We start from the raw sequence: 26,012 nt of genomic DNA, 5'->3' as shown, positions 1-26,012 counted from the left end.
CCCGCACGCCCACCGAGGAGGAATGCGCGATGCCCGACTTCCGCCAGCCACCGGACTGGCAGCAACCGGCCGACCGCCACACACCGCTGATCGACCCCGTCATCACCGTGCGACAGCTCTCGCGATTCGGGTTCGCCCGCAAGACGCTGACCCGCATCGATCACGCACTGGTCTTCTCCAGGCCCAAAGGCGGATACGACCCCTATCTGCCACCCGTGCGGCCTAGCCGCGGCGAAGTGGCGGCGAAGCGCTACACAGCGGTGTACGAGGTCGACATGGGGGTCCATCCATACCGGGCCGAGATCTCTCTGCCCAGCGACAACGACGCCTTCGAGTTCATCGCCACGGTCGACCTGTCATGGCAGGTCGCCGACCCCGCCGCCGTCGTCAAGAGCGGCCACCGCGACGTACCGGCCCTGCTCCTCGGCGAGTTGCAACAGGCCGCGCGCCCCCACACACGCCAGTTCGCCATCCACGACAGCGCGAGCGCCGAGCGGCACCTGCTGGACGCGCTCTCCGACAGGACACCGCCCGGCAAGACCGTGGGCCTGCGGACGACCTGGACGCTACGGCTCCGCCGCGACCAGCAGGACATCGACCACCAGCGACGCCTTCAGTCCATCGATCACCACACCGCCGAGCAGATACGCGCGGAGCAGCAGGGGGCGGAACTCCGGAAGTTCGAGGCCGAGAAGATCGAGTTCTACCAGCGCTATCTGGAGCAAGGGGGCGTGGTGGCCTGGGCCATGCACCTCGCGGGCAATCCGCAGGACTCACGGCTCGTCGTGAACTGCATGCGCGAGGACCGGCTCCGTCTGGTCCTCGCCGAAGTGGAGCTGGCGCGGGAACTCCTCAGCGGCGAGAGCGCCGAGGACTACGAACTGGAAGGGCCCAAGCGTCGGGCCCTGGACTTCATGTACGAACTCTTCAATCAGCACGTCGAGGGCATGTCCCAGGAACAGCTCTCGGCACGGCCGCCGGCAACGCCTCCCGCCCCCTCGGAAGGGTGGCTCACCGAGCCGGGCCCGCCCCGGGACCTGCCCCCGTCGGACCCGCAGGACGGCGACAAGCCGACGGACCTCACACCGTGACTGCCACGAACGCACAGCCGCCTCCCGCTCCCGTTCCAGGAGCCGGAGTCGCCGAGCGCCTGCTCGCGGACCTGCGCGCCGAGATCGCCCGCGCGGACTCCAAGGCGGCCGTTCTCGCGGCAGCCCTAGGAGTGGCGGCGGGAGTCTTCAGCAGCCTGCTGGCCAGGCACGGGTGGAGTCCGGGCGCGCTCTCCCTCCCGGGCAGCTCGGCGTGGTGGTGCGGGATCCTCGCACTTGCCGTGGCGCTCCTGGCGATGCTCATGGCCGTTCTGCCCCGGTACGGCACCCGCACCCGGTGGACCCCCGGCGCCCCCCTGTCCTACTTCGACGACATTCGGCGAGCGGCGCGCAGCGGCCACTTGGCACAAGCGCTGGTCGAAACCGAACAGGCACCCCTGCTCGGCACGCTCGCGGCTCTGTCCGAGATCAGTCGTATCGCCCTGCGTAAGCACCAGTGGATGCGCGTGGGCCTGATCGCTTTCGCCGCGAGCGTGGTGCTGCTCCCCGGCTCCCTACTCATCGGCTGACGTCCCCTCCCGGAGGCTGACCATGGACCGATCGACCGATCCCCCGAACCCCGGCCCACCCGACGACGACACCACGCGGTGGCAGCCGGCAGAAGAAGCCGCGGAACGCCGGACACCGGCCGCCGACGATCTCGACTACCGGCACCGGAGTGGCCGCCTGCACTACGCAGCACGCCAGCGCGGAGTCGACGCGACAGCGCTGGGCCAGCTCGTCCTGCTCCTGCCCGGCACGGTCATGAGCCTGCTGGTGATCCTGCTGCTGTCCGCCGGGCTCGACGCCTGGCTGGGCGTTCCGCTCTGGGTACCGCCCCTGGTCTGGCTGCTGTCCGGGGCGCTGCTCTTCCACCGCCCGACCGAGGACTTTCTCGCGCGTCACCTCCTGCGCCTGCAGCGCCCCATGCCTGACGAGTACGCGCGGCTCGCCCCCGTCTGGCGCGAGGTGACCGCCCGCGCGGGCGTCGACGGCCAGACATACGAGCTGTGGATCGAGGACAGCGACGACCTGAACGCGTACGCCGCCGCCGGCCACATCGTCGGCGTCACCCGCTACGCCCTGGGGCACCTACCCAGCTCCCAGCTCGCCGCGGTCCTCGCCCACGAACTCGGACACCACACCGGAGGGCACGTGTGGACCTCGCTGCTCGGCCACTGGTACGCGCTGCCCGGCCGAGCGGCCTGGTACGCCATCCGCTGGGTGGTCGTCTTAGCCGTAGCGGTCACCAGTTCCTTCTCCTGGCTGGCCACCACGGCACTGGTCTTCGTGATCGCCTTTTTCACGTACTTAACGATCACCCACCTCTACGGCCTGCCCCTGGTACTGGTCGTCACGCCGTACCTCATCGCGGCCGTGGGACGCCGAGCCGAGCTGCGCGCGGACCAGCACGCCGCCGCACTGGGGTTCGGCCCGACCCTCGCCCAGGTGCTGACCGCCATGCACACGGCAGAGACCGAAGCCAGGCGCCGCTCCGTGGCGGCGGCCGGAGCGAGGCCCGACCACCCCGGGATGCTGGCCCGGCTCCTTTCCACGCACCCCGACTATCCGACCCGCCTGCACCGCCTGAAGCCCTACCTGGATCCGAGCGGATAGCGGAAACGCCGAAGGGCGCCCACCCCCCGAAGGAGGCGAGCGCCCTTCAACTCGAACAACTACCGCTTACTGGTTGTACGGCCCGTAGTCGTAGTCCTCCAGCGGAACGGCCTGGCCGGAGCCCGTGCCGAACGGGGAGTAGTCGATGTCGTCGTAGCCGACGGCCGAGTACATCGCGGCCTTGGCCTCCTCGGTGGGCTCCACCCGGATGTTGCGGTAGCGGGACAGACCCGTACCGGCCGGGATGAGCTTACCGATGATGACGTTCTCCTTGAGGCCGATGAGGCTGTCGGACTTGGCGTTGATCGCCGCATCCGTCAGGACTCGGGTCGTCTCCTGGAAGGAGGCGGCCGACAGCCAGGATTCCGTCGCCAGCGAGGCCTTGGTGATACCCATCAGCTGCGGACGGCCGGAGGCGGGGTGACCGCCCTCGGTGACCACACGACGGTTCTCGGTCTCGAACTTCGAGCGCTCGACGAGCTCGCCCGGCAGCAGCTCCGCGTCGCCGGACTCGATGATCGTCACGCGGCGCAGCATCTGCCGGATGATGATCTCGATGTGCTTGTCGTGGATCGACACACCCTGCGAGTTGTAGACCTTCTGGACCTCGCCGACCAGGTGGACCTGGACCGCGCGCTGACCGAGGATCCGCAGCACGTCGTGCGGGTTGGTCGCACCGAAGGTGAGCTTCTGGCCCACCTCGACGTGGTCGCCCTCGCGCACCAGGACCTTGGCACGCTTCGAGATCGGGAACGCCGTCTCGTCGCTGCCGTCGTCCGGGGTGACGACGAGCTTCTTCGTCTTCTCGGTCTCCTCGATGCGGACACGGCCCGCGGCCTCGGAGATCGGGGCGACACCCTTCGGCGTACGGGCCTCGAAGAGCTCGACGACACGGGGCAGACCCTGGGTGATGTCGTCACCGGCCACACCACCGGTGTGGAAGGTACGCATCGTCAGCTGGGTACCGGGCTCACCGATGGACTGGGCGGCGATGATGCCGACCGCCTCACCGATGTCGACCAGCTTGCCGGTGGCGAGCGAACGGCCGTAGCAGAAGGCACAGGTGCCGACCGCGGACTCACAGGTCAGGACCGAGCGGGTCTTGACCTCCTCGACGCCGTTGGCGACCAGGGCGTCGATGAGCACGTCACCGAGGTCGACGTTGGCCGGCGCGATGACCTTGCCGTCGATGACGACGTCCTCGGCCAGCATGCGGGCGTAGACCGAGGTCTCGACGTTCTCCGTCTTGCGGAGCACACCGTCCTCGCCCTTGACCGCGATCTTGAGCTTCAGACCGCGCTCGGTGCCACAGTCCTCCTCGCGAATGATGACGTCCTGCGAGACGTCGACCAGACGACGGGTGAGGTAACCGGAGTCGGCGGTACGCAGAGCCGTGTCCGCCAGACCCTTACGGGCACCGTGCGTAGAGATGAAGTACTCGAGAACGGTCAGGCCCTCACGGAACGAGGCCTTGATCGGACGCGGGATCGTCTCGTTCTTCGCGTTCGATACCAGACCACGCATACCGGCGATCTGACGCATCTGCATCATGTTTCCTCGGGCACCCGAGTCAACCATCATGAAGATGGGGTTCGTCTTCGGGAAGTTCGCGTTCATCGCCTCGGCAACCTCGTTGGTCGCCTTGGTCCAGATCGCGATGAGCTCCTGCGTGCGCTCGTCCTTGGTGATCAGACCGCGCTCGTACTGCTTCTGGACCTTCTCGTCCTGCGCCTCGTAGCCCGCGACGATCTCCTTCTTGGCCGCGGGGACCACGACGTCGGAGATGGCCACGGTGACACCGGAACGGGTCGCCCAGTAGAAGCCCGCCGCCTTCAGGTTGTCGAGCGTCGCCGCCACGATGACCTTGGGGTAGCGCTCGGCGAGGTCGTTGACGATCTCGGAGAGCTGCTTCTTGCCGACCGAGTAGTCGACGAAGGGGTAGTCCTCGGGCAGCAGCTCGTTGAAGAGCGCGCGGCCCAGCGACGTACGCAGCCGGAAGCTGTCGCCCTGCTGGTACGGACGCTCCTCCAGGCCCTCGTCCCCGGCCTCGGAGACCGGCGGGGTCCAGCCGCGCGGCGGGATGGTGCCCACCGGGAAGCGGATGTCGACGGACGACTGGAGCGCGAGCTCGCCGGCGTCGAACGCCATCATCGCCTCGGCGGTCGAACCGAACGCGCGGCCCTCGCCCTTGACGTCGCGGAGCTCACCGTCGGTGGTCAGGAAGAACAGACCGAGGACCATGTCCTGGGTCGGCATCGTGACCGGGCGGCCGTCGGCGGGCTTGAGGATGTTGTTCGAGGACAGCATCAGGATGCGGGCCTCGGCCTGCGCCTCCGCGGAGAGCGGCAGGTGCACGGCCATCTGGTCACCGTCGAAGTCCGCGTTGAACGCGGTGCAGACGAGCGGGTGGATCTGGATGGCCTTGCCCTCGACCAGCTGCGGCTCGAAGGCCTGGATGCCGAGGCGGTGCAGCGTGGGCGCACGGTTCAGCAGAACCGGGTGCTCGGCGATGACCTCTTCGAGGACGTCGTACACGACCGTGCGGCCGCGCTCGACCATCCGCTTGGCGCTCTTGATGTTCTGCGCGTGGTTCAGGTCGACCAGGCGCTTCATCACGAACGGCTTGAAGAGCTCCAGCGCCATGGCCTTGGGCAGACCGCACTGGTGCAGCTTCAGCTGCGGACCGACGACGATCACGGAACGCGCGGAGTAGTCCACACGCTTGCCGAGCAGGTTCTGACGGAATCGGCCCTGCTTGCCCTTCAGCATGTCGCTGAGGGACTTCAGCGGACGGTTGCCGGGGCCCGTCACCGGGCGGCCACGACGGCCGTTGTCGAAGAGGGCGTCGACCGCCTCCTGGAGCATGCGCTTCTCGTTGTTCACGATGATCTCGGGCGCACCGAGGTCGAGAAGGCGCTTCAGGCGGTTGTTGCGGTTGATCACGCGGCGGTACAGGTCGTTCAGGTCGGAGGTCGCGAAGCGGCCACCGTCCAGCTGCACCATCGGACGCAGGTCCGGCGGGATGACCGGCACGCAGTCGAGCACCATGCCCTTGGGGCTGTTGCTGGTCTGCAGGAACGCGGAGACGACCTTGAGGCGCTTGAGCGCACGGGTCTTCTTCTGGCCCTTGCCGGTGCGGATGATCTCGCGGAGGCGCTCGGCCTCCTCGTCGAGGTCGAAGGACTCCAGGCGCTTCTGCAGGGCAGCGGCACCCATCGAGCCGTCGAAGTACGTGCCGAAGCGGTCACGCAGCTCGCGGTAGAGCAGCTCGTCGCCCTCGAGGTCCTGGACCTTGAGGTTCTTGAAGCGGCTCCACACCTCGTCGAGACGGTCGATCTCGCGCTGCGCACGGTCGCGCAGCTGCTTCATCTCGCGCTCGGCGCCTTCGCGCACCTTGCGGCGCACGTCGGCCTTGGCGCCCTCGGCCTCGAGCTCGGCCAGGTCGGTCTCGAGCTTCTTGGCGCGGGCCTCGAGGTCCGAGTCGCGACGGTTCTCGATCTGCTGACGCTCCACGGAGACGTGCGCCTCCAGGGAGGGCAGGTCGCGCGTACGGCGCTCCTCGTCCACGAACGTGATCATGTACGCCGCGAAGTAGATGACCTTCTCGAGGTCCTTCGGGGCGAGATCCAGCAGGTAGCCGAGGCGCGACGGGACGCCCTTGAAGTACCAGATGTGGGTGACGGGCGCGGCCAGCTCAATGTGGCCCATCCGCTCACGGCGCACCTTGGCGCGCGTGACCTCGACGCCACAGCGCTCACAGATGATGCCCTTGAAGCGGACACGCTTGTACTTGCCGCAGTAGCACTCCCAGTCCCGGGTCGGACCGAAGATCTTCTCGCAGAAGAGTCCGTCCTTCTCGGGCTTGAGGGTGCGGTAGTTGATGGTCTCGGGCTTCTTGACCTCGCCGTGGCTCCACTGACGGATGTCGTCAGCGGTGGCCAGACCGATCCGGAGCTCATCGAAGAAGTTGACGTCGAGCACTATGCGTCAATCCCTCTCAGGGTTGTAAGTCTTAGGGGTCTGAAACGGGGGTCCTGGGGCCGGCGGGCCTTGATCACCCTTTCCACAGGTGGCCAAGGCCCGGCCGGACTCCCGTCAGACCTCTTCGACGCTGCTCGGCTCGCGCCGGGACAGGTCGATACCGAGCTCCTCCGCCGCGCGGAAGACGTCCTCGTCGGTGTCACGCATCTCGATGGACATGCCGTCCGAGGACAGCACCTCCACGTTGAGGCAGAGCGACTGCATTTCCTTGATGAGGACCTTGAAGGACTCGGGAATGCCGGGCTCGGGGATGTTCTCGCCCTTGACGATGGCCTCGTAGACCTTCACTCGGCCGGTCACGTCGTCGGACTTGATCGTCAGCAGCTCCTGGAGGGCGTACGCGGCGCCGTATGCCTCCAGCGCCCACACCTCCATCTCACCGAAGCGCTGGCCACCGAACTGAGCCTTACCACCCAGCGGCTGCTGGGTGATCATCGAGTACGGACCGGTCGAGCGCGCGTGCAGCTTGTCGTCGACCAGGTGGTGCAGCTTGAGGATGTACATGTACCCGACCGAGATCGGGTCCGGGAACGGCTCGCCGGAGCGGCCGTCGAACAGCTGCGCCTTGCCGGACGGCTGGACCAGGCGGTCGCCGTCGCGGTTCGGGATCGTGGCCTCGAAGAGACCGGAGATCTCGTCCTCGCGGGCGCCGTCGAAGACCGGGGTCGCGACGTTGGTGCCCGGGGGGACCTGGTCGGCGCCGATGGCCTGCAGGCGCTGCGCCCAGTCGTCCGCCAGGCCGGAGACGTCCCAGCCGCGGCTGGCGAGCCAGCCGAGGTGGATCTCCAGGACCTGTCCCGGGTTCATTCGGGACGGGACACCCAGCGGGTTGAGGATGATGTCGACCGGCGTGCCGTCCTCGAGGAAGGGCATGTCCTCGATCGGAAGGATCTTGGAGATGACACCCTTGTTGCCGTGTCGGCCGGCCAGCTTGTCGCCGTCCGTGATCTTGCGCTTCTGCGCCACGTAGACACGAACCAGCTGGTTCACGCCCGGCGGCAGCTCGTCGCCCTCTTCACGGTCGAAGACGCGGACGCCGATGACCTTGCCGATCTCGCCGTGCGGCACCTTCAGGGAGGTGTCACGGACCTCGCGCGCCTTCTCACCGAAGATCGCGCGGAGCAGGCGCTCCTCCGGGGTCAGCTCGGTCTCGCCCTTGGGCGTGACCTTGCCGACGAGGATGTCGCCGGCGACGACCTCGGCACCGATACGGATGATGCCGCGCTCGTCGAGGTCGGCGAGGACCTCCTCGGAGACGTTCGGGATGTCCCGGGTGATCTCCTCCGGGCCGAGCTTGGTGTCACGGGCGTCGACCTCGTGCTCCTCGATGTGGATCGAGGAGAGGACGTCGTCCTGCACGAGGCGCTGCGACAGGATGATCGCGTCCTCGTAGTTGTGACCCTCCCACGGCATGAACGCCACGAGCAGGTTCTTGCCGAGGGCCATCTCGCCCTCTTCGGTCGCGGGACCGTCGGCCAGGACCTGGCCCTCGATCACGCGGGCGCCCTCGTCGACGACAACCTTCTGGTTGACCGAGGTGCCCTGGTTCGACCGGGAGAACTTGGCGATGCGGTACGTGGTGTACGTGCCGTCGTCGTTGGTGACCGTGACGTAGTCCGCGGAGACCTCCTGGACCACACCGGCCTTCTCGGCCTTGATCACGTCACCGGCGTCGACCGCGCAGCGGTACTCCATGCCGGTGCCGACGAGGGGGGCCTCGGCGGTGATCAGCGGCACGGCCTGACGCATCATGTTCGCGCCCATGAGCGCGCGGTTGGCGTCGTCGTGCTCGAGGAACGGGATCATCGCGGTCGCGACCGACACCATCTGGCGCGGCGAGACGTCCATGTAGTCGACGTCCGTGCCGGGCACGTAGTCGATCTCTCCGCCGCGGCGGCGGATCAGGACGCGGGCCTCGGCGAAGTGGAGGTCCTCCGTCAGCGGGGCGTTGGCCTGCGCGATGACGAAGCGGTCCTCCTCGTCGGCCGTCAGGTAGTCGACGTCGTCGGTGACCTGGCCCTCGACGACCTTGCGGTACGGCGTCTCGACGAAGCCGAACGCGTTGACGCGGCCGTAGGAGGCGAGCGAACCGATCAGACCGATGTTCGGGCCTTCGGGCGTCTCGATCGGGCACATGCGGCCGTAGTGGGACGGGTGCACGTCACGGACCTCGAAGCCGGCCCGCTCACGGGACAGACCACCGGGACCCAGTGCCGAGAGACGACGCTTGTGCGTCAGACCCGACAGCGGGTTGTTCTGGTCCATGAACTGCGACAGCTGCGAGGTGCCGAAGAATTCCTTGATCGACGCCACGACCGGGCGGATGTTGATCAGGGTCTGCGGCGTGATCGCCTCGACGTCCTGGGTCGTCATGCGCTCGCGGACGACGCGCTCCATACGAGCCAGACCCGTGCGGACCTGGTTCTGGATGAGCTCGCCGACGTTGCGCAGACGACGGTTGCCGAAGTGGTCGATGTCGTCGGTCTCGACGACGATCGACGTGCCGCTGTCGCCCACGGTCTCGGTCTCACCGGCGTGCAGCTTCACCAGGTACTTGATCGAGGCGATGATGTCCTCGACCGTGAGGATGCCCGCGTCGAGCGGAGCGTCCGCACCCAGCTTCTTGTTGACCTTGTAGCGGCCGACCTTCGCGAGGTCGTAGCGCTTCGGGTTGAAGTAGAGGTTCTCGAGCAGCGTCTGAGCGGCCTCACGGGTCGGCGGCTCGCCCGGACGGAGCTTGCGGTAGATGTCGAGCAGCGCGTCGTCCTGACCCTGGGTGTGGTCCTTCTCCAGGGTGGCGCGCATGGACTCGTACTCGCCGAACTCCTCGAGGATCTGCTCGGTCGTCCAACCGAGAGCCTTGAGCAGAACGGTGACCGACTGCTTGCGCTTGCGGTCGATGCGCACACCGACCATGTCGCGCTTGTCGATCTCCATCTCCAGCCAGGCACCCCGGGACGGGATGATCTTGGCGGAGAAGATGTCCTTGTCGGACGTCTTGTCGATCGAGGAATCGAAGTAGACACCGGGCGAGCGGACCAGCTGCGACACCACGACACGCTCGGTGCCGTTGATGACGAAGGTGCCCTTGTTCGTCATGAGCGGGAAGTCGCCCATGAAGACCGTCTGGGACTTGATCTCGCCGGTCTCGTTGTTGGTGAACTCAGCGGTGACGAAGAGCGGGGCGGCGAACGTGAAGTCGCGCTCCTTGCACTCGTCGATCGAGTTCTTCGGAGGCTCGAAACGGTGGTCGCGGAACGTCAGGGACATCGACCCGGAGAAGTCCTCGATCGGGGAGATCTCCTCGAAGATCTCCTCCAGACCGGACTTGGTGGGGACGTCCTGTCCGCTGTCCAGAGCCGCCTCGACACGAGCCTTCCACGCGTCATTGCCGAGCAGCCAGTCAAAGCTCTCGGTCTGCAGCGCAAGAAGGTTCGGAACCTCGAGGGGCTCCTTGATCTTTGCAAAGGAGATGCGCAGCGGGGCGGTGCTGGCGCCGTTGTTCGTATTCGCGGTCGAGGCAGTGCGCGAGGCGGCCAAGAGGGGGTCCTTCCGAGGGCTCGGACTCACTACGCGCGTACCGGTCCCAGGCTGGACACAGGGACAGAGCTTTCTGATTTGGCCGTTTGGCCAGGTCAGAGAAGTTCCAGTCCACGGTGCTCAAGCATGGGCATGCCCCTGGTGACGGGCAGGAGGCAGCTAACAGGCAGCGCAAAGGGTCAGTGTAGCCAGTTGGCCCACTGATGTCCAGTGCGGGTTCTGGGAGACCCTCGTTGTTCTCAACCCCTGCTGCAAGCCACGCCCTCGATGCACATCGATACTGCCCTCTTCGTCGCCGATCCATGCCTCGGATGCGGATCCTTTGTGACGACGCGTCCTGAGAATTGCGCGCTGCGTGCGGTTCGTCAAGGCCCCCCTGCCCCGACATCGCCCGACGCTCCGAGATCGTCACCGTCACGGGCCGCCCCGAGGGCACGATGAAGATCACCATACTCGCCGGTGCCGACATCGCAAGGCACCCTTGGCGGGAGTGCCCGGGAACGCCGAAAGGCGACCACCCAACTGGGTGATCGCCCTTGGCGTCCCGCGCGTTACAGCGTTTCGGCCGTACGTGCGGTGAAGAGAGTCAGACGACTCGCAAGGTCACTTGACCTCGACGGAGGCGCCGGCGCCCTTGAGGGCCTCGGCGGCCTTCTCCGCGGCGTCCTTCGCGACCTTCTCGAGGACGGGCTTCGGGGTGCCGTCGACGAGGTCCTTGGCCTCCTTGAGGCCCAGGGAGGTGAGCTCACGCACGACCTTGATGACCTGGATCTTCTTCTCGCCGGCACCCGTGAGGATGACGTCGAACTCGTCCTGCTCCTCGGCGGCCTCGGCGGCGCCACCAGCGGCACCACCGGCGACGACGACCGGCGCGGCGGCGGCGGCGGTGACGTCGAACTTCTCCTCGAAGGCCTTCACGAACTCGGAGAGCTCGATGAGGGTCATCTCTTCGAACTGCGCGAGCAGGTCGTCCTGGGACAGCTTCGCCATGATGGCGTCCTTCCACTAATTCGGCTGGTGCCGGGTGTACATGAAGGCGGGCGTACGTTGGGCCCGCTGTGACCGTCGCGTCAGGCGGCGGTCAATGTGCGAGCCGAATTACTCGGCACCGCCCTGCTCGGCCTGCTTGGCACGAAGCGCCTCCGCGGTGCGGACGAACTTCGACGGCAGCGCCTGGAAGACAGAGGCAGCCTGCGACTGCTTGCCCTTGAACGCACCGGCCAGCTTGCTGAGCAGAACCTCGCGGGACTCGAGGTCCGCAAGCTTCTTGAACTCGTCGGCGGACAGCGCCTTGCCATCAAGGACACCGCCCTTGATGACGAGGTTCGGGTTCTCCTTGGCGAAGTCACGAAGACCCTTCGCCGACTCCACCGGGTCACCGGTGACGAAGGCGACCGCCGTCGGACCCGTGAACAGGTCGTCCAGCGTGTCGATCCCGGCCTCGTTGGCCGCGATCTTGGTCAGCGTGTTCTTCACCACGGCGTACTCGGAGTTCGCACCGAGGGAACGGCGCAGCTGCTTGAGCTGGGCCACGGTGAGACCCCGGTACTCGGTCAGCACGGCGGCGTTCGAGCTGCGGAACTTGTCCGTGAGCTCGGCTACCGCGGCAGCCTTGTCGGGCGTCGGCATAGAGCGTCGGCCTCCTTCCGGGTGATGAGGACCGCTCAGAAGGGGCTGACAAAACAAAACGCCCCGGCGCAGGCGCACGGGGCGTGAGCTCGACCGGACGGAATCCGGGAGCACTTCCACAGTCACCTGCGCGGGTCGTCCGCAATTTCAACGGATCCTTCGGCCACCGCGCCCTCTGACGAGAACACAGCAACGACCAGCGGTCTTTGGCTTCTGTGGAAGCGTACGCGAACGGGGTCGCGTCAAGCAAATCCGGTCAGAAGGCGCTGTCCGAGCCCTCGGCGGAGCCTTCCTGGCCCATCTTGCCGAGCTCCTGGAACATCTTCATCAGGTCGAAGGTCTGGCCGGCCGGCGGCGGGGTCACCTTGGCGGCCGTGCCGTAGTCGGAGAAGGTCTGCGACGTCTTCACCGTGCCCTCGGGGCTCTTGATGTCGATGTCCATCCGGACCGGGTAGTCGTCCTCGTTGACCCAGACCTCGGTGTCGTAGCCCTTGATGCCGGACTTCTCGATGTTCTTGAAGAGCTGCTCGCGCTCGCTCTTGCTGAGCATGCCCTTGAGACCGTCGTTGGACTCCATCATCTCCTTGACGGAGAGGCGGCCCTTGTAGCGCTGGGTCTGGACGCCGTCGACCTTCGCGGAGCCCAGGTGCTTGAGGTTCGGCGAGTCCAGGAGCATCGCGAGCTGCTGGGCCGGGTCCTGGTTCATGCTGTCCAGGCCGCCGGTCATCTGCTGGGCGAGCTTCTCGTCACCGGCCTGCTTGGCGATGGAGTTCAGGTCCATCTTCATCCAGCGCTTGCCGTCCATGTCCTTGGCCGCCTTGGCGCCCATGTCCATGTACATGACGTTGTCGCTCCAGAGCATCCGGACCTTGTCCGGCGCGTCCGGGTCGCTCTCCGTGAGCGCGGAACCGGTCATCGTCACGTCCATGACGGTCGGGTCCCAGCCCATGACGCCGGACATCTTCATCTCGCCGGCACCGCCCATCGCCTTGCCCATCTTGCCGGGCGGCGTGGACATGGTCATCCGGACCTTGGCCGACTTGGCGGCCGACGTCTTCTTGTACGCGGCCGTGATGACCTCGGTGACCTGCGAGCGCGACTGGGTCTTGCCCTCGTCCGCGCTCTTGTCGGAGCCGTCCGACCCCCCACAGGCCACCGCGCCCGTACACAGCAGCACCGAGCCGAGCACGGCGCTCACCGCACGCCGACGACCCTTGCCTCCACGCACTGCACCAACAGTCATGACCCCACCCCTAGGAACACATGATCGAAACATTTCTGTTGCTGAGAGTACCTGAGGCGCAGGGCGGCCGGCCTGCGGGTTATCCCGCGGACTGCCGGTTCAGCAGCTCCTTGAAGCCCATGGTGTCCGAGGCCGGGGGCTTCTCGACGGAGAGCGGGGTGCCGTAGTCGCTGTAGTAGGCGGTCTGCTCGAAGGGGCCGTTCTTGGTGTCGGCCTTCTCGATCTTCTTGACGAGCAGATCGTCGCCGTCGACCCAGATGTCGATGGTCTCGGTGCTGATGCCGGCCTGGTCGAACTGCTTCTTCAGCTCGGACATCCGGTCCGCGTCCAGCTCGGTGTTCTTGGCGGTGAAGTCGGCGACGTCGACCGTGCCCTTGTAGTGGGTGGCCGGCGTCCCGCGGACCTTCTCCGCGCCGACGCGCTTGACGTCACCGGAGGCGAGCAGCATCTTCACCGACTGGTTCGGCGTGGTGTTCTGCATCTGGTCCTGGAAGGCCTCGCCGGCCGCGCCGCTCATCTCGGCGAGCGTGTCGTAGTCGTACGCCAGCCAGTGCTTGCCCCCGCCCGCCTGGGCCGCGAACGTGTCCCCCATATTCGCGTAGAAGCCGTTCTTCAGATAGCGGTAGTCGATCTTCGTCTGGCCGAGCTGCTTCATCTGCTGGGCCTGGGTGCCGCCGGTGAAGGTCACCGTGACGTTGCCCGTGATGCCGTCGGACCAGCCCATGACGCCCTTCATGTCCATGGAGGACACCGTGCCCATGGTCGTCGAGCCGTCGATCCGGGCGGTGTCCGCGTCGTCGGTGGACTTCTCGACGGTCCGCAGGGCGGCTATCGGGCTGACGCCGATCCCGCCCTTGTCCTTGCCGCCGTCCGCGGCGTCGGAGGAGTCGTCGCCCGACCCGCAGGCCGCGAGGCCCGTCAGCGCGGTGACGACCGCGATCGAGAGACCGGCTCGCCGCATGGTCGTGCTGTTCATCTGCGTCCCACCCCTTGGCTCCAGGAAGAGCTCCGCACGCTAGCGCAGCCCTGTGACAGACGTATCCGAAAGGCCCGTACACAAACAGGACGGGCCCCGCACCTCGAAAGGTTGCGGGGCCCGTCCACAGAACGCGTACGCGACGCGGCTGCCGTCAGGATCAGACGGCGGCCGGGTCCTCCTCGACGAGGAGGTTGCGGGTGCGGTTCGAGTCCAGCGGAATGCCGGGGCCCATCGTGGTGGTGATGGCGGCCTTCTTGATGTAGCGACCCTTGGCGGCCGACGGCTTCAGACGGAGGATCTCCTCCAGGGCCGCGCCGTAGTTCTCCACCAGCTTGGTGTCGTCGAAGGACACCTTGCCGATGATGAAGTGCAGGTTCGAGTGCTTGTCGACGCGGAACTCGATCTTGCCGCCCTTGATGTCGTTGACAGCCTTCACGACATCGGGGGTCACGGTGCCGGTCTTCGGGTTCGGCATCAGACCACGCGGACCGAGCACGCGGCCGAGGCGGCCGACCTTGCCCATGAGGTCCGGGGTGGCGACGACGGCGTCGAAGTCCAGGCGGCCCTTCGCGACCTCGTCGATGAGCTCGTCGGCGCCGACGATGTCGGCCCCAGCGGCTTCCGCGGCCGCAGCACGGTCACCGGTCGCGAAGACCAGGACCCGGGCGGTCTTGCCGGTGCCGTGCGGGAGGTTCACGGTGCCGCGGACCATCTGGTCGGCCTTGCGCGGGTCGACACCCAGACGCATGGCGACCTCGACGGTGCCGTCGAACTTGGTCGAGGAGGTCTCCTTGGCGAGACGGACGGCCTCGAGCGGGGCGTACAGCTTGTCCCGGTCGATCTTGGCGTCCGCAGCGCGGAGAGTCTTGCTGCGCTTCACTTCTGCTCCTGTGGGTTCAGGTAGGGAGTCGTGGTGCGGGCCAGCGCGTGGCCCTACCACTGAGAAAGGTCAGACGGAGGGGAGTCTCAGCCCTCGACCGTGATGCCCATGGAACGGGCGGTGCCGGCGATGATCTTCGACGCGGCGTCCAGGTCGTTGGCGTTGAGGTCTTCCATCTTGGTCGTCGCGATCTCACGGATCTGCGCCTCGGTGACCTTGGCGACCTTGGTCTTGTGGGGCTCGCCGGAGCCCTTCTCGACACCAGCGGCCTTGAGGATCATCTTGGCGGCCGGCGGCGTCTTGGTGATGAAGGTGAAGGAACGGTCCTCGTAGACCGTGATCTCCACCGGGATCACCCAGCCACGCTGCGACTCGGTCGCGGCGTTGTACGCCTTGCAGAACTCCATGATGTTGACGCCGTGCTGGCCCAGCGCGGGGCCGACCGGCGGGGCCGGGTTGGCGGCACCAGCCTGGATCTGGAGCTTGATAAGCCCCGTGACCTTCTTCTTCTTGGGAGGCATTGCTCTCTCCGGGTCCTAGTGAGAGTTTTCAGCCGACCATCCGGTCATCCGGATGGAGGCATACCGCACAACGATAACGGGTATAGTCGCGCAGCTAAAAACCGAGCAGGTCAGACCGGCTTTGGCAGCCTGTCTGACCTGTTCGGAAGCGTGTGGTCCAGAGGAAGCCGCGAGGGCTAGTTCTTCTGGATCTGGTCGAAGCTCAGCTCGACCGGGGTCTCGCGGCCGAAGATCTCGACGAGGCCCTTGACCTTCTTCGAGTCGGCGTTGATCTCGTTGATCGTCGCCTGCAGCGTCGCGAACGGGCCGTCGGTGACGGTGACCGAGTCGCCCACCTCGAAGTCCAGGACCTGGACCTCGACCTTGCGCTGCGGAGCGGGCTTGCCCTCGGCCTCGGCGGCCTCGCGGGCGGCCTTCTCCTCGGCCTCCGGGGCGAGCATCTTGACGATCTCGTCCAGGGTCAGCGGGTACGGGTCGTAGGCGTTGCCCACGAAGCCGGTGACGCCGGGAGTGTTGCGGACGACGCCCCACGACTCGTTCGTCAGGTCCATGCGCACCAGCACGTAGCCGGGGAGCTTGTTCTGACGGATGGTCTTGCGCTCGCCGTTCTTGATCTGGGCGACCTCTTCCTGGGGCACCTCGGCCTGGAAGATGAAGTCCTCGACGTTCAGCGAGACGGCGCGCTGCTCGAGGTTGGTCTTCACGCGGTTCTCGTAACCGGCGTAGGTGTGGATGACGTACCACTCGCCGGGGAGGGTGCGGAGCTCCTCGCGCAGGGCGACGATCGGGTCGACCGGCTCGGCCTCTTCGACGGGCTCGTCCGCGGCGGCGTTTTCGTCGGCCTCGTCGGCCTCGACGGACTCGGCGTCCGCGTCGTCCTCGGCGGTCTCCTCGTCGGCGACCTCGGCGAGGGCGACCTCGTCCTCCTCGGACTCGGCGACAGCCTCGGCGTCGCCCTCCAGGTGGATGGCGGCCTCTTCGGCGGGCTCGCCCGCGGCGGCGTCGGCAGCCTCGGCCTGATCCGGCGCCTCGGCGTCCGCCGCCTCGACGATGTCGAGCTCGTCCTCAACGGACTCGACCGACTCGATGGCGTCGTTCAGGTTCGGGTCAGACACGGTGGCTGCTTCTTCCTGGATACATGGGGTGGAACACGCGAATAGGGGCGCCGGGTACGGCGCCCTTCGCTCTCGGCTCAGCCGAAGATGTACTTGACAGCGTGGCTGAAGCCATAGTCAATCACGGTCACAAGACCGATCATGATGACGACGAAGACGATCACCACGGTGGTGTACGTGGTGAGCTGACTGCGAGTCGGCCAGACGACCTTGCGGAGCTCCGCGATGATCTGGCGATAGAAGAGCGCGAGACGGCCGAAGGGGCCCTTCTTGCCGCGCTTGCCGCCCTTGCGGGCCTTCTTCTTGGACTCCGGCGCCTCGTCCTGGGCATCAGGCATGTCGATGGAGCCCACGGCGTCCGTCACTCGTCCTCACCTGATTCCGGGTCGTGGCCGTGCCGCGCCCGGTTGAGCCGCACGGCGGTGCAATGCAGTACGTACATGCGCACACATCCTGGCGAAGGAGTGTGTAGCAGGGCCGGAGGGACTTGAACCCCCAACCGCTGGTTTTGGAGACCAGTGCTCTACCAATTGAGCTACGACCCTTTGGTTTTCCCCCAACCTACCGCATCCGCCCATGTGCACGGAGTGCGATGAGGGGCGCGGCCGGTGAGGGCCAACGAGCAGTGAGTGTACGTGGTCCGAGGCGCTCCGTCGAACAGAATGGGTTCCGATGGTCTTGGAAACCCGCGCACCGGGGCCGTTCGAGGTCTGGAACGATGGGGATATGAGCGCTGCAACTTCTCCGACCGAGCGCCGGGTGTCCGCGCGCATCGGCGCGATCTCCGAGTCCGCGACCCTCGCCGTCGACGCCAAGGCCAAGGCCCTCAAGGCCGCCGGCCGCCCGGTGATCGGGTTCGGTGCGGGTGAGCCCGACTTCCCGACTCCGGACTACATCGTCGAGGCCGCCGTGGAGGCCTGCAAGAACCCGAAGTTCCACCGCTACACGCCCGCCGGGGGCCTGCCCGAGCTCAAGGCCGCGATCGCCGCGAAGACCCTGCGCGACTCGGGGTACGAGGTCGACGCGTCGCAGATCCTGGTGACCAACGGCGGCAAGCAGGCCATCTACGAGGCCTTCGCCGCGATCCTCGACCCGGGCGACGAGGTCATCGTCCCCGCGCCGTACTGGACGACGTACCCGGAGTCGATCCGGCTCGCGGGCGGTGTCCCGGTCCCGGTCGTCGCGGACGAGACCACCGGTTACCGCGTCAGTGTGGAGCAGTTGGAGGCCGCGCGCACCGAGCGGACGAAGGTCGTGCTCTTCGTGTCGCCGTCGAACCCGACGGGCGCCGTCTACAGCGAGGCCGACGCCGAGGCGATCGGCCGCTGGGCCGTCGAGCACGGCCTGTGGGTCATGACCGACGAGATCTACGAGCACCTCGTCTACGGGGACGCGACGTTCACCTCGCTCCCGGCGATCCTGCCCGAGCTGCGGGACAAGTGCATCGTGGTCAACGGCGTCGCCAAGACGTACGCGATGACCGGCTGGCGGGTGGGCTGGATCATCGGCCCGAAGGACGTCGTCAAGGCCGCGACGAACCTGCAGTCGCACGCCACGTCCAACGTCTCCAACGTGGCGCAGGCCGCCGCGCTCGCGGCCGTCTCCGGCGACCTGGTCGCCGTCGAGCGGATGCGCGAGGCCTTCGACCGGCGCCGCAAGACCATCGTGCGGATGCTCAACGACATCCAGGGCGTGATCTGCCCCGAGCCCGAGGGCGCCTTCTACGCCTACCCCTCGGTGAAGGGCCTGATCGGCAAGGAGATCCGCGGCAAGCGCCCGCAGGACTCCGTGGAGCTGGCGGCGCTCATCCTGGAGGAGGCCGAGGTCGCGGTGGTTCCGGGCGAGGCCTTCGGGACGCCGGGCTACCTGCGCCTTTCCTACGCGCTCGGTGACGACGACCTCGTCGAGGGCGTCTCGCGGGTCCAGAAGCTGCTCGCCGAGGCCCGCGACTGACGGTCCTGACGCCGGGGTCCCGGCGGGAAACAGCGCTCCACGCGTGCGTGCGGGCCGTCCCTCCTTCCGGAGGGGCGGCCCGTTTCTTCGTTCGGGATGGTCACCGAAGAGGGAAAGCCGCTACCGGGAGGTCGGCCGCGTACGGCAAGATCCTGGAATGGAGCGCGTACGAGACGTAAGAGAGCTGCCGAAGGCCCATCTGCACCTGCACTTCACCGGGTCGATGCGGCCCGCCACGCTGCTGGAGCTCGCCGACAAGTACGGGGTGCGGCTCCCGGAGGCGCTGACCGGCGCCGAGCCGCCGAAGCTGCGGGCCACCGACGAGCGGGGCTGGTTCCGCTTCCAGCGGCTCTACGACGCGGCACGCTCCTGTCTGCGTGAGCCCGAGGACATCCAGCGGCTGGTGCGCGAGGCCGCCGAGGAGGATCTGCGGGACGGGTCGGGGTGGCTGGAGATCCAGGTCGACCCGACCTCGTACGCGCCGCGCCTCGGCGGTCTGATCCCGGCCCTGGAAGTCATCCTGGACGCCGTCGAGAGCGCCTCGCGGGAGACCGGGCTCGGCATGCGCGTCCTGGTCGCCGCGAACCGCATGAAGCACCCGCTGGACGCCCGCACGCTGGCCCGGCTCGCCGTGCGGTACGCGGACCGGGGCATCGTCGGCTTCGGGCTCTCCAACGACGAACGGCGCGGCATGGCCCGCGACTTCGACCGGGCCTTCGCCATCGCCAGGGAGGGCGGGCTGCTCGCGGCGCCGCACGGCGGGGAGCTGACCGGGCCTGCGTCGGTGCGGGACTGCCTGGACGACCTGGACGCGGCGCGCATCGGGCACGGTGTGCGGGCCGCGGAGGACCCGCGGCTCCTGAAGCGGCTCGCGGACCGGGGCGTGACATGTGAGGTGTGCCCGGCGTCCAACGTGGCCCTCGGCGTCTACGAGAAGCCGGAGGACGTGCCGCTGCGGACGCTCTTCGAGGCCGGGGTGCCGATAGCGCTCGGCGCCGACGACCCGCTGCTCTTCGGGTCGCGGCTCGCCGCCCAGTACGAGATCGCGCGCGCCCACCAGGGCTTCACCGACGCCGAGCTCGCGGAGCTCGCGCGGCAGTCGGTGCGCGGTTCGGCCGCGCCGGCCGGCGTCCGGGACAAGCTGCTGGCCGGGGTCGACGAGTGGCTGGCCGACTGAGGAGTGGCGCAGGTCAGCCGATGCCCCGCACCAGGGTGCGGGCGAGCGTGGCGGCGAACTCCTCGACGGGCTGCGGGGGCGGCTTGCCCAGCGCGGCGTCGTAGGCGAAGGCGCGCTGCGCGCAGGCGCCCATGAGGAGCGAGGCGGCGGCGAACGTGTCGGTGTCGGCCGCGATGCGGCCCGCGTCGCGCTCGGCGCGCAGGTAGGCGTCGAGGGCCTCGACGGGGACGTGGGGGCCCATGCCCGTCTCGCGCAGGGAGGCGTCGTGCCGGCGCTTCAGGGCGGTCTCGGCGTACAAGGAGGCGGCGATCGGGAAGCTCTCCGCGTAGAACTCGCAGGCCAGGCGGGCGATCTCGGTGAGGTTCTGGACGACGCCGCGCTCCCCCGGCTGCTCCACGAGTTCGTTCAGGAGCGGGGTCAGGCGGGGCAGCCGCTCCTGGAGGACGGCGACGAACAGCTCTTCCTTGCTGACGAAGTGCTTGTAGAGCGCGGCTTCGGAGCAGCTCGCCGCGCGGGCGATCTCCTTGGTGGTGGCCCGGGCCAGACCGCGCGTGGACATCAGCGCGTGGGCCGCGTCGAGGATGCGGGCCCGGGTGGGCTTCTGCTCCATGTGCCGTCCAACCAGACTTGACGAGGGGTGCGGGGCTGCCCAGTCTAGAGGTGAGTGAATACTTACCCACCTGGGGAGGCGCACGATGAGGCTCACGGTGTTCGGGGCGACCGGCGGTATCGGCCGGGAGATCGTCCGACAGGCACTCACGGCGGGACACCAGGTCACGGCGGTGGTGCGGGACCCGGCGCGCCTCACGGTGACCGGCGAGGGGCTCGAGGTGTTCCGCGCGGACGTACGGGATCCGCAGGCGCTGCGGCCCGCGGTCGCGGGGCGGGACGCGGTGCTGTCCGGGCTCGGCGCGCGCAACCGCGCGGACGCGGCCCGCGGCCTGGCCACGGAACTGACGCGCGCGGTGCTGCGGGCGGTGGACGCGGAGGGCACCCGGCGCCTCCTGGTCGTGAGCGCGGCGCCGGTGGGGCCGCGGGCCGCGGGCTCCCCCGTCATGGACCGCGCCGTGCTGGCCGTGATCGGCGCGGCCCTCAAGGGCGTGTACACCGACCTGGCGGCCATGGAGGCGGAGCTGGCGGCGAGCGCCACGGACTGGACGTCGGTGCGGCCCCCGCGGCTCCTCGACAGGCCGCTGACCGGCAGCTACCGCACGGTGATCGGCGGTTCCCCGCGCTCGGGGCGCACGATCGGGCGTGCCGACGTGGCGCACGCGATGCTCGGCATGATCGACGACCCCGCCACCGTGAAGCAGGGCGTCGGCGTGGCGTACTGAGCCCGCCCCCGCCGACCGCCCGCTACAGGCTGACGCCCACCGTCACCGGCTCGTTGACGAGGGTGACGCCGAAGGCGTCCCGCACCCCGGCGACGACCTCGCGGGCGAGGTCCAGGAGGTCCTCGGTGGTGGCGCCGCCGCGGTTGGTGAGGGCAAGGGTGTGCTTGGTGGAGATGCGGGCGCGGCCCTCTCCGTAGCCCTTGGTGAAGCCCGCCCTGTCGATGAGCCAGGCGGCGGAGGTCTTCACGCGGCCGTCGCCCGCCGGGAAGGCGGGCGGGGCGACGTCCGGACCGAGGCGGTCCGCCACGCGCGCGTGGAAGGCGGTGAACTCCGCCTCGGTGAGGATCGGATTGGTGAAGAAGGACCCGGCCGACCAGCTGTCGTGGTCCTCGGGGTCGAGCACCATGCCCTTGCCGGCGCGGAGCTTGAGGACGGTCTCCCTGGCCACCGCGGCGGGGACCCGCTCGCCCGCCTCGACGCCGAGCGTGCGCGCCGTCTCGGGGTACTTGAGGGGGGCGCTCATGCCCTGGGCGTCCTCCAGCTCGAAGCGGACCCGCAGCACCACGAAGCGGTCGGGGTCGGCCTTGAAGCGGCTGTGCCGGTACGAGAACGCGCACTCGGCGTTCGGGATGACGACCGTCTCGTGCGTGCGCCGGTCGTAGGCGACCACCTCGGTGATCGTCGAGGAGACCTCCTGGCCGTACGCCCCCACGTTCTGGATCGGGGTGGCGCCCGCCGAGCCGGGGATCCCGGCGAGGCACTCGATGCCCGCGAGGCCGGCCTCGACGGTGCGGGCCACGGCGTCCGTCCAGGTCTCGCCGGCCGCGAGCTCCAGGCGGGTGCCGTCGAGCTCGAAGCCCCGGGTGGCGATGCGCAGGGCGGTGCCGTCGAAGCCCTTGTCGGCGATGACCAGGTTCGAGCCGCCGCCGATGACCAGCAGCGGGGTGCCGGAGTCGTCGGCCGCGCGGACGGCGGCGATCACCTCGGCGTCGGTGGTGGCGGTGATCAGGCGGGTGGCGGGACCGCCGAGCCGGAAGGTGGTCAGCGGGGCGAGGGGGGCGTCGTGGAGTTCCTGCACGTGCTCAAGAGTACGAGAACGGCCCCGCCGGTCGGGGCGGGGCCGTTGCGCGTGGTCGTGCGCCGGGTCGACCGGCGGTCGCTCAGACGGTGACCAGGTCGTCATGGGGCCCGGGCGCGCCCGTCTCCCCGTCTCCTGGCCCCTCTGTTCCCTCTGCTCCCTCCGCTCCCTCTGCCTTCTCCGTCTTTTCCGTCTTCCGGCGGGAGGGAATGGCCAGGGCCGCCACGGCCGCGAGGGCCACCACCGCGGCGCCCACCCACAGAGCGGGCCGCAGCCCGTCGATGAAGCTCTGCACGGGCAGGTAGCCGCCCTGCGCCGAGAAGATCGAGGACATCACGGCGATGCCGAGGGCGCCGCCGACCTCGCGCAGCGCGTTGTTGGCACCGGAGGCGATGCCCTGCTCGTGCGGCCGGACGCTGGACATCACCAGGTTGGAGGCGGGGGCGAAGTACAGGGACATGCCGACGCCGCTGATGATCAGGGCGGGCAGCTGGACCGCGTACGACGCGTCGACCGCCACCACGACCGCGTACCAGGCCAGGCCCACGGACTGCAGGAAGAGTCCGGCGGCGACGATCGGGCGACCGCCGATCCGGTCGGAGAGATAGCCCGCGAGCGGCGAGATCAGCATGGGCATGCCGGTCCAGGGCAGCATCCGCAGTCCCGCCTCGGTGGGCGAGTAGCCGAGGACGCTCTGCATGTACTGGCTGAGCAGGAAGATCGAGCCGAACATCCCGAGGAACATCAGCAGGCTGGCGGCGTTGATCCCGGCGAACGCCCGGCTGCGGAAGAGGCGCATCGGCAGCATCGGCGCCTTCGCGCGGATCCCGTGCCGCACGAAGCCGCCGAGCAGCACGGCGCCGGCGATCAGGCTGGTCAGGACGGTGGCGCCGGCCCAGCCGTCGACGGGGCCGCGCACCAGGGCGTAGACGATGCCGAAGAGTCCGCCGCTGGCGAGCACGGTGCCGACGATGTCGAGGCGGGCCCCGGGGGCGTACGACTCGGCGAGGCGCAGGCGGGCGAGCGGCAGCACGGCCAGGCCCAGCGGGACGTTCAGCCAGAAGATCCACTGCCAGGAGACGTGCTCGGTGAGGGTGCCGCCGATCAGCGGACCGCTGGCGACCGCGAGGCCGTTGACGGCGCCCCAGATGCCGTACGCCATGCCGCGCTTGGCGGGCGGCACGGCCGCCGTCAGCAGGGTCAGGGTGAGCGGCATCATGATCGCGGCGCCGACACCCTGCACCGCGCGGGCGGCGATCAGCGCGTCGAGGCCGGGTGCGAGGGCCGCGGCGGCGGAGGCGCCGGTGAAGACGGTGAGGCCGACCATGAAGAGCCTGCGGCGGCCGAACCGGTCGCCGAGGGCCGCGCCGAACATCAGCAGCACGGCGAAGGTGAGCGTGTAGGCGCTCACGGTCCACTCCAGGTCGTGCAGTGCGCCGCCGAGGTCCTCGCGGATGGAGGGCAGGGCGGTGGTGACGACGAGGTTGTCGAGCGCCGCCATGAATCCGGCGACGCTGGTGATGACGAGGGCCCAGGCGGCTCCCCCGCGCCGTGCCTCTTGCTGTGACATCGCTCCCCCTGTGATCGAAGTCCCTGAGTTCAGCCATTGAGTTTTGAGTTTAGTTATTGATTACTAACTTTTACGGGTACGAAAACCCGCCCCCACGCCCCCGCGGACTCACCGCTCGGGCTGCTTGGGCTGCGCCGAATCGTAGAAGCCGCTCCACACCCGGTGGTCGGGCCGGAAGCCCATCGACACCAGGACGTTGACCAGCATCCCGTAGGCCAGGAACGTCGTCGTCTCGTCGACGTCCGCCCCCATCGCGAGGTGCACGGTCTCGTACATCTCCATCCAGCAGGCCCGCAGCTCCCCGCCGAACTCCGTGTCGCCCGCCGCCTCCGCGGCGGCCGTCGCCACGTACATCTGCATCTGCATGAGCAGCTTGTCCGGGTCCTCGGCGATGAGCGCCTGATAGGCCTGCCCCATGGCGTGCACGGCCTCTTCCGCGTCCAGGCCTTCGGACGTCGCACGGAAGACCTCCGTGGTCTCCTCGCAGCACCGCCGGGACGCGGCGAGGAAGATGGCGCGCTTGTCCGGGAAGAGCCGGAAGAGGTACGGCTGCGAGACGCCCACCCGCTTGGCGATCGCCTCGGTGGAGGTGCCCTTGTAGCCGCCGCGCGCGAATTCGACCATCGCCGCGCGGATGACGCTCTCGCGCCGCTCCTCTGCGCTCATCCTGACCATGCGAGTAAGTTAGTGGTCAATCACTACCTCGTCAAGCGGTGCGGCACGGAGGCGGATTGACGTAAGGGGCGCCCTGCGGAGGAGGGCGCCCCTTACCGGTCGCTACGTGTGTCGCGGTGGCCGTCAGGCCAGCTGTACGACGGCCCGCGACATGCCGAGGACCTTCTGGTCCCCGCTCTTGGCCAGCAGGTCGACCCGCACGCGGCGGTCGTCCAGCTTGGCCGCGACCTTGGCGCCGACCTCGATGGTGGCGCCCTTGTCGTCGTTCGGGACGACGACGGGCTTCGTGAAGCGCACCCCGTACTCGACGATGGCCCCCGGGTCGCCCAGCCAGTCGGTCACCACGCGGATCGCCTCGGCCATGGTGAACATGCCGTGCGCGATGACGTCGGGGAGGCCGACCTCCAGCGCGAACTTCTCGTTCCAGTGGATCGGGTTGAAGTCACCGGAGGCGCCCGCGTACTGGACGAGGGTGGCGCGCGTCACGGGAAAGGTCTGGGCGGGCAGCTCGGTGCCGACCTCGACGTCGTCGTAGGAAATCTTCGCCGTCATCGCTTCACGCTCCCTCTGCCGCGGGCTCCGCCGCGCGCGCGACGAGCTTGATCGAGGCGGTCACGACGTGCTCGCCGGCCTCGTCGTGGACCTCACCGCGGATGTCCAGGATGTCGTTGCCCGCGAGCGACTTGATCGACTCGATGGTCGAGGTGACCGTGAGCCGGTCCCCCGCGCGCACCGGGCGGGTGTAGGCGAACTTCTGGTCGCCGTGCACCACGCGGCTGTAGTCGAGGCCCAGCTGCGGATCCTCGATGACCAGCCCCGCCGCCTTGAATGTGATCGCAAACACAAAAGTCGGCGGCGCGATCACATCGGGGTGGCCGAGCGCCTTGGCGGCCGCCGGGTCGGTGTACGCGGGATGCGCGTCCCCCACCGCCTCGGCGAACTCGCGGATCTTCTCCCGGCCGACCTCATAAGGATCCGTGGGGGGATAGGACCGCCCCACGAAGGACTGGTCGAGCGCCATGGGCTCGGCACCTCCTGCGATTGTTTTCCCCAACGACACGAGGCCGCCCCCAGACAACGGGGACGGCCTCGTGTACGAGCCTGTGTTTAGCGCGTTTCGCGGTGCGCAGTGTGCGCGTTGCAGCGCGGGCAGTGCTTCTTCATCTCCAGTCGGTCCGGGTCGTTACGCCGGTTCTTCTTGGTGATGTAGTTCCGCTCCTTGCACTCCACGCAGGCCAGCGTGATCTTCGGGCGGACGTCGGTGGCAGCCACGTGAGTGCTCCTTGACGGACGGATGGACGGATGAACGCAAAAAAGAGTAGCCGATCGAAGGACCGACCCCACAATCGGCTACCAGGAGTAGCGGTGACCGGACTTGAACCGGTGACACAGCGATTATGAGCCGCTTGCTCTACCGACTGAGCTACACCGCTGCGATGCCGGATCCCCTCGCCCGAAGGCGAGGATCACTCGACATCAGAGCCCCAATGCGGAATCGAACCGCAGACCTTCTCCTTACCATGGAGACGCTCTACCGACTGAGCTATTGGGGCGAGCGATGAAGACATTACA

General features: G+C 68.2%; 23 protein-coding genes and 3 tRNA genes. 6 read left to right on the top strand and 20 right to left on the bottom strand.

Annotation, left to right across the window (positions count from 1 at the left end):
• Positions 1-29: 29 nt before the first annotated feature.
• The 3 genes from ACFYXE_RS01070 to ACFYXE_RS01060 are packed head-to-tail and all read left to right on the top strand — an operon-like array spanning position 30 to position 2,705.
• Positions 30-1,091: a hypothetical protein gene (locus ACFYXE_RS01070; protein ID WP_389307762.1), complete on the top strand. Its 1,062-nt coding sequence runs from the start codon at positions 30-32 to the stop codon at positions 1,089-1,091.
• Entirely contained in the window at positions 1,088-1,618 is a 531-nt protein-coding gene (locus ACFYXE_RS01065) for a Pycsar system effector family protein (protein WP_389307760.1), read from the top strand. Before ACFYXE_RS01070 ends, ACFYXE_RS01065 begins: the two co-directional genes overlap by 4 nt.
• A 22-nt stretch (positions 1,619-1,640) precedes the next feature.
• On the top strand, positions 1,641-2,705 hold the full coding sequence (locus ACFYXE_RS01060) for a M48 family metalloprotease (RefSeq protein WP_389307758.1): 1,065 nt from the start codon (positions 1,641-1,643) through the stop codon (positions 2,703-2,705).
• 66 nt (positions 2,706-2,771) lie between these two features.
• On the opposite strand, the gene ACFYXE_RS01055 is transcribed toward ACFYXE_RS01060, so the two are convergent.
• The 11 genes from ACFYXE_RS01055 to ACFYXE_RS01005 all read right to left on the bottom strand — a co-directional run bounded on the left by ACFYXE_RS01055 (position 2,772) and on the right by ACFYXE_RS01005 (position 17,198).
• On the bottom strand, positions 2,772-6,686 hold the full coding sequence (locus tag ACFYXE_RS01055; protein ID WP_361164970.1) for a DNA-directed RNA polymerase subunit beta': 3,915 nt from the start codon (positions 6,684-6,686) through the stop codon (positions 2,772-2,774).
• A 114-nt stretch (positions 6,687-6,800) separates the two neighbouring features.
• The gene (gene rpoB, locus ACFYXE_RS01050) at positions 6,801-10,286 is read right to left on the bottom strand and encodes a DNA-directed RNA polymerase subunit beta (RefSeq protein WP_361164973.1); all 3,486 of its coding nucleotides are present in this window, start codon (positions 10,284-10,286) and stop codon (positions 6,801-6,803) included.
• Between the two features lie 603 nt (positions 10,287-10,889).
• A complete protein-coding gene (gene rplL, locus ACFYXE_RS01045; protein WP_098244237.1) occupies positions 10,890-11,276 on the bottom strand; it encodes a 50S ribosomal protein L7/L12 in 387 nt (128 codons plus the stop codon).
• A gap of 108 nt (positions 11,277-11,384) precedes the next feature.
• On the bottom strand, positions 11,385-11,915 hold the full coding sequence (gene rplJ, locus ACFYXE_RS01040; RefSeq protein WP_361164977.1) for a 50S ribosomal protein L10: 531 nt from the start codon (positions 11,913-11,915) through the stop codon (positions 11,385-11,387).
• A gap of 256 nt (positions 11,916-12,171) precedes the next feature.
• Positions 12,172-13,158, bottom strand: coding sequence for a hypothetical protein (locus tag ACFYXE_RS01035; protein ID WP_389307755.1), 987 nt, complete (start codon positions 13,156-13,158; stop codon positions 12,172-12,174).
• 79 nt (positions 13,159-13,237) lie between these two features.
• The gene (locus tag ACFYXE_RS01030) at positions 13,238-14,134 is read right to left on the bottom strand and encodes a hypothetical protein (RefSeq protein ID WP_389307753.1); all 897 of its coding nucleotides are present in this window, start codon (positions 14,132-14,134) and stop codon (positions 13,238-13,240) included.
• Positions 14,135-14,294: 160 nt separating this feature from the next.
• The gene (gene rplA, locus ACFYXE_RS01025) at positions 14,295-15,017 is read right to left on the bottom strand and encodes a 50S ribosomal protein L1 (protein WP_361164986.1); all 723 of its coding nucleotides are present in this window, start codon (positions 15,015-15,017) and stop codon (positions 14,295-14,297) included.
• 86 nt (positions 15,018-15,103) lie between these two features.
• On the bottom strand, positions 15,104-15,538 hold the full coding sequence (rplK, locus tag ACFYXE_RS01020) for a 50S ribosomal protein L11 (protein WP_055547825.1): 435 nt from the start codon (positions 15,536-15,538) through the stop codon (positions 15,104-15,106).
• A 176-nt stretch (positions 15,539-15,714) separates the two neighbouring features.
• Positions 15,715-16,653, bottom strand: coding sequence for a transcription termination/antitermination protein NusG (gene nusG, locus ACFYXE_RS01015; protein ID WP_389307750.1), 939 nt, complete (start codon positions 16,651-16,653; stop codon positions 15,715-15,717).
• Between the two features lie 77 nt (positions 16,654-16,730).
• Entirely contained in the window at positions 16,731-17,018 is a 288-nt protein-coding gene (secE, locus tag ACFYXE_RS01010) for a preprotein translocase subunit SecE (protein ID WP_223776208.1), read from the bottom strand.
• 107 nt (positions 17,019-17,125) lie between these two features.
• Positions 17,126-17,198: transfer RNA gene (locus ACFYXE_RS01005), tRNA-Trp, on the bottom strand.
• A 181-nt stretch (positions 17,199-17,379) separates the two neighbouring features.
• On the opposite strand from ACFYXE_RS01005, the gene ACFYXE_RS01000 reads away from it, so the two are divergent.
• Together ACFYXE_RS01000 and ACFYXE_RS00995 are read left to right on the top strand one after the other, a co-directional pair.
• Positions 17,380-18,606, top strand: coding sequence for a pyridoxal phosphate-dependent aminotransferase (locus ACFYXE_RS01000; protein WP_361164995.1), 1,227 nt, complete (start codon positions 17,380-17,382; stop codon positions 18,604-18,606).
• Between the two features lie 157 nt (positions 18,607-18,763).
• Positions 18,764-19,783 carry an adenosine deaminase gene (locus ACFYXE_RS00995; protein ID WP_389307747.1) on the top strand — a complete coding sequence of 340 codons (1,020 nt, stop codon included), beginning with the start codon at positions 18,764-18,766 and terminating at the stop codon, positions 19,781-19,783.
• Positions 19,784-19,796: 13 nt separating this feature from the next.
• Here the strand turns inward: ACFYXE_RS00995 and ACFYXE_RS00990 are convergent, their stop codons facing one another.
• A complete protein-coding gene (locus tag ACFYXE_RS00990; RefSeq protein ID WP_389307745.1) occupies positions 19,797-20,393 on the bottom strand; it encodes a TetR/AcrR family transcriptional regulator in 597 nt (198 codons plus the stop codon).
• An 85-nt stretch (positions 20,394-20,478) separates the two neighbouring features.
• On the opposite strand from ACFYXE_RS00990, the gene ACFYXE_RS00985 reads away from it, so the two are divergent.
• The gene (locus ACFYXE_RS00985; protein ID WP_389307743.1) at positions 20,479-21,117 is read left to right on the top strand and encodes an NAD(P)-dependent oxidoreductase; all 639 of its coding nucleotides are present in this window, start codon (positions 20,479-20,481) and stop codon (positions 21,115-21,117) included.
• Positions 21,118-21,139: 22 nt separating this feature from the next.
• Here the strand turns inward: ACFYXE_RS00985 and ACFYXE_RS00980 are convergent, their stop codons facing one another.
• The 8 genes from ACFYXE_RS00980 to ACFYXE_RS00945 all read right to left on the bottom strand — a co-directional run bounded on the left by ACFYXE_RS00980 (position 21,140) and on the right by ACFYXE_RS00945 (position 25,993).
• Complete coding sequence (locus tag ACFYXE_RS00980; RefSeq protein WP_389307741.1) at positions 21,140-22,195, bottom strand: UDP-N-acetylmuramate dehydrogenase; 1,056 nt, start codon at positions 22,193-22,195, stop codon at positions 21,140-21,142.
• A gap of 82 nt (positions 22,196-22,277) precedes the next feature.
• Positions 22,278-23,765, bottom strand: a complete 1,488-nt coding sequence (locus tag ACFYXE_RS00975) for a DHA2 family efflux MFS transporter permease subunit (protein WP_389307739.1) — start codon at positions 23,763-23,765, stop codon at positions 22,278-22,280.
• Between the two features lie 108 nt (positions 23,766-23,873).
• A complete protein-coding gene (locus ACFYXE_RS00970) occupies positions 23,874-24,440 on the bottom strand; it encodes a TetR/AcrR family transcriptional regulator (RefSeq protein ID WP_389307737.1) in 567 nt (188 codons plus the stop codon).
• Positions 24,441-24,563: 123 nt separating this feature from the next.
• Positions 24,564-24,992, bottom strand: a complete 429-nt coding sequence (locus tag ACFYXE_RS00965; RefSeq protein WP_361165016.1) for a MaoC family dehydratase — start codon at positions 24,990-24,992, stop codon at positions 24,564-24,566.
• Between the two features lie 4 nt (positions 24,993-24,996).
• Positions 24,997-25,461: a MaoC family dehydratase N-terminal domain-containing protein gene (locus ACFYXE_RS00960; RefSeq protein WP_361165019.1), complete on the bottom strand. Its 465-nt coding sequence runs from the start codon at positions 25,459-25,461 to the stop codon at positions 24,997-24,999.
• A gap of 86 nt (positions 25,462-25,547) precedes the next feature.
• Positions 25,548-25,712 carry a 50S ribosomal protein L33 gene (gene rpmG, locus ACFYXE_RS00955; RefSeq protein ID WP_004571794.1) on the bottom strand — a complete coding sequence of 55 codons (165 nt, stop codon included), beginning with the start codon at positions 25,710-25,712 and terminating at the stop codon, positions 25,548-25,550.
• A gap of 88 nt (positions 25,713-25,800) precedes the next feature.
• Positions 25,801-25,873 (bottom strand) — tRNA-Met (locus tag ACFYXE_RS00950).
• Positions 25,874-25,920: 47 nt separating this feature from the next.
• A tRNA-Thr gene (locus ACFYXE_RS00945) sits at positions 25,921-25,993 on the bottom strand.
• Positions 25,994-26,012: the final 19 nt, after the last annotated feature.

The sequence above is a fragment of the Streptomyces sp. NPDC002564 genome (assembly GCF_042889645.1).
Taxonomy (GTDB): domain Bacteria; phylum Actinomycetota; class Actinomycetes; order Streptomycetales; family Streptomycetaceae; genus Streptomyces.
The sequence above is the reverse complement of the archived record's forward strand: the minus strand, read 5'-3'. Positions and strand labels throughout refer to the sequence as shown.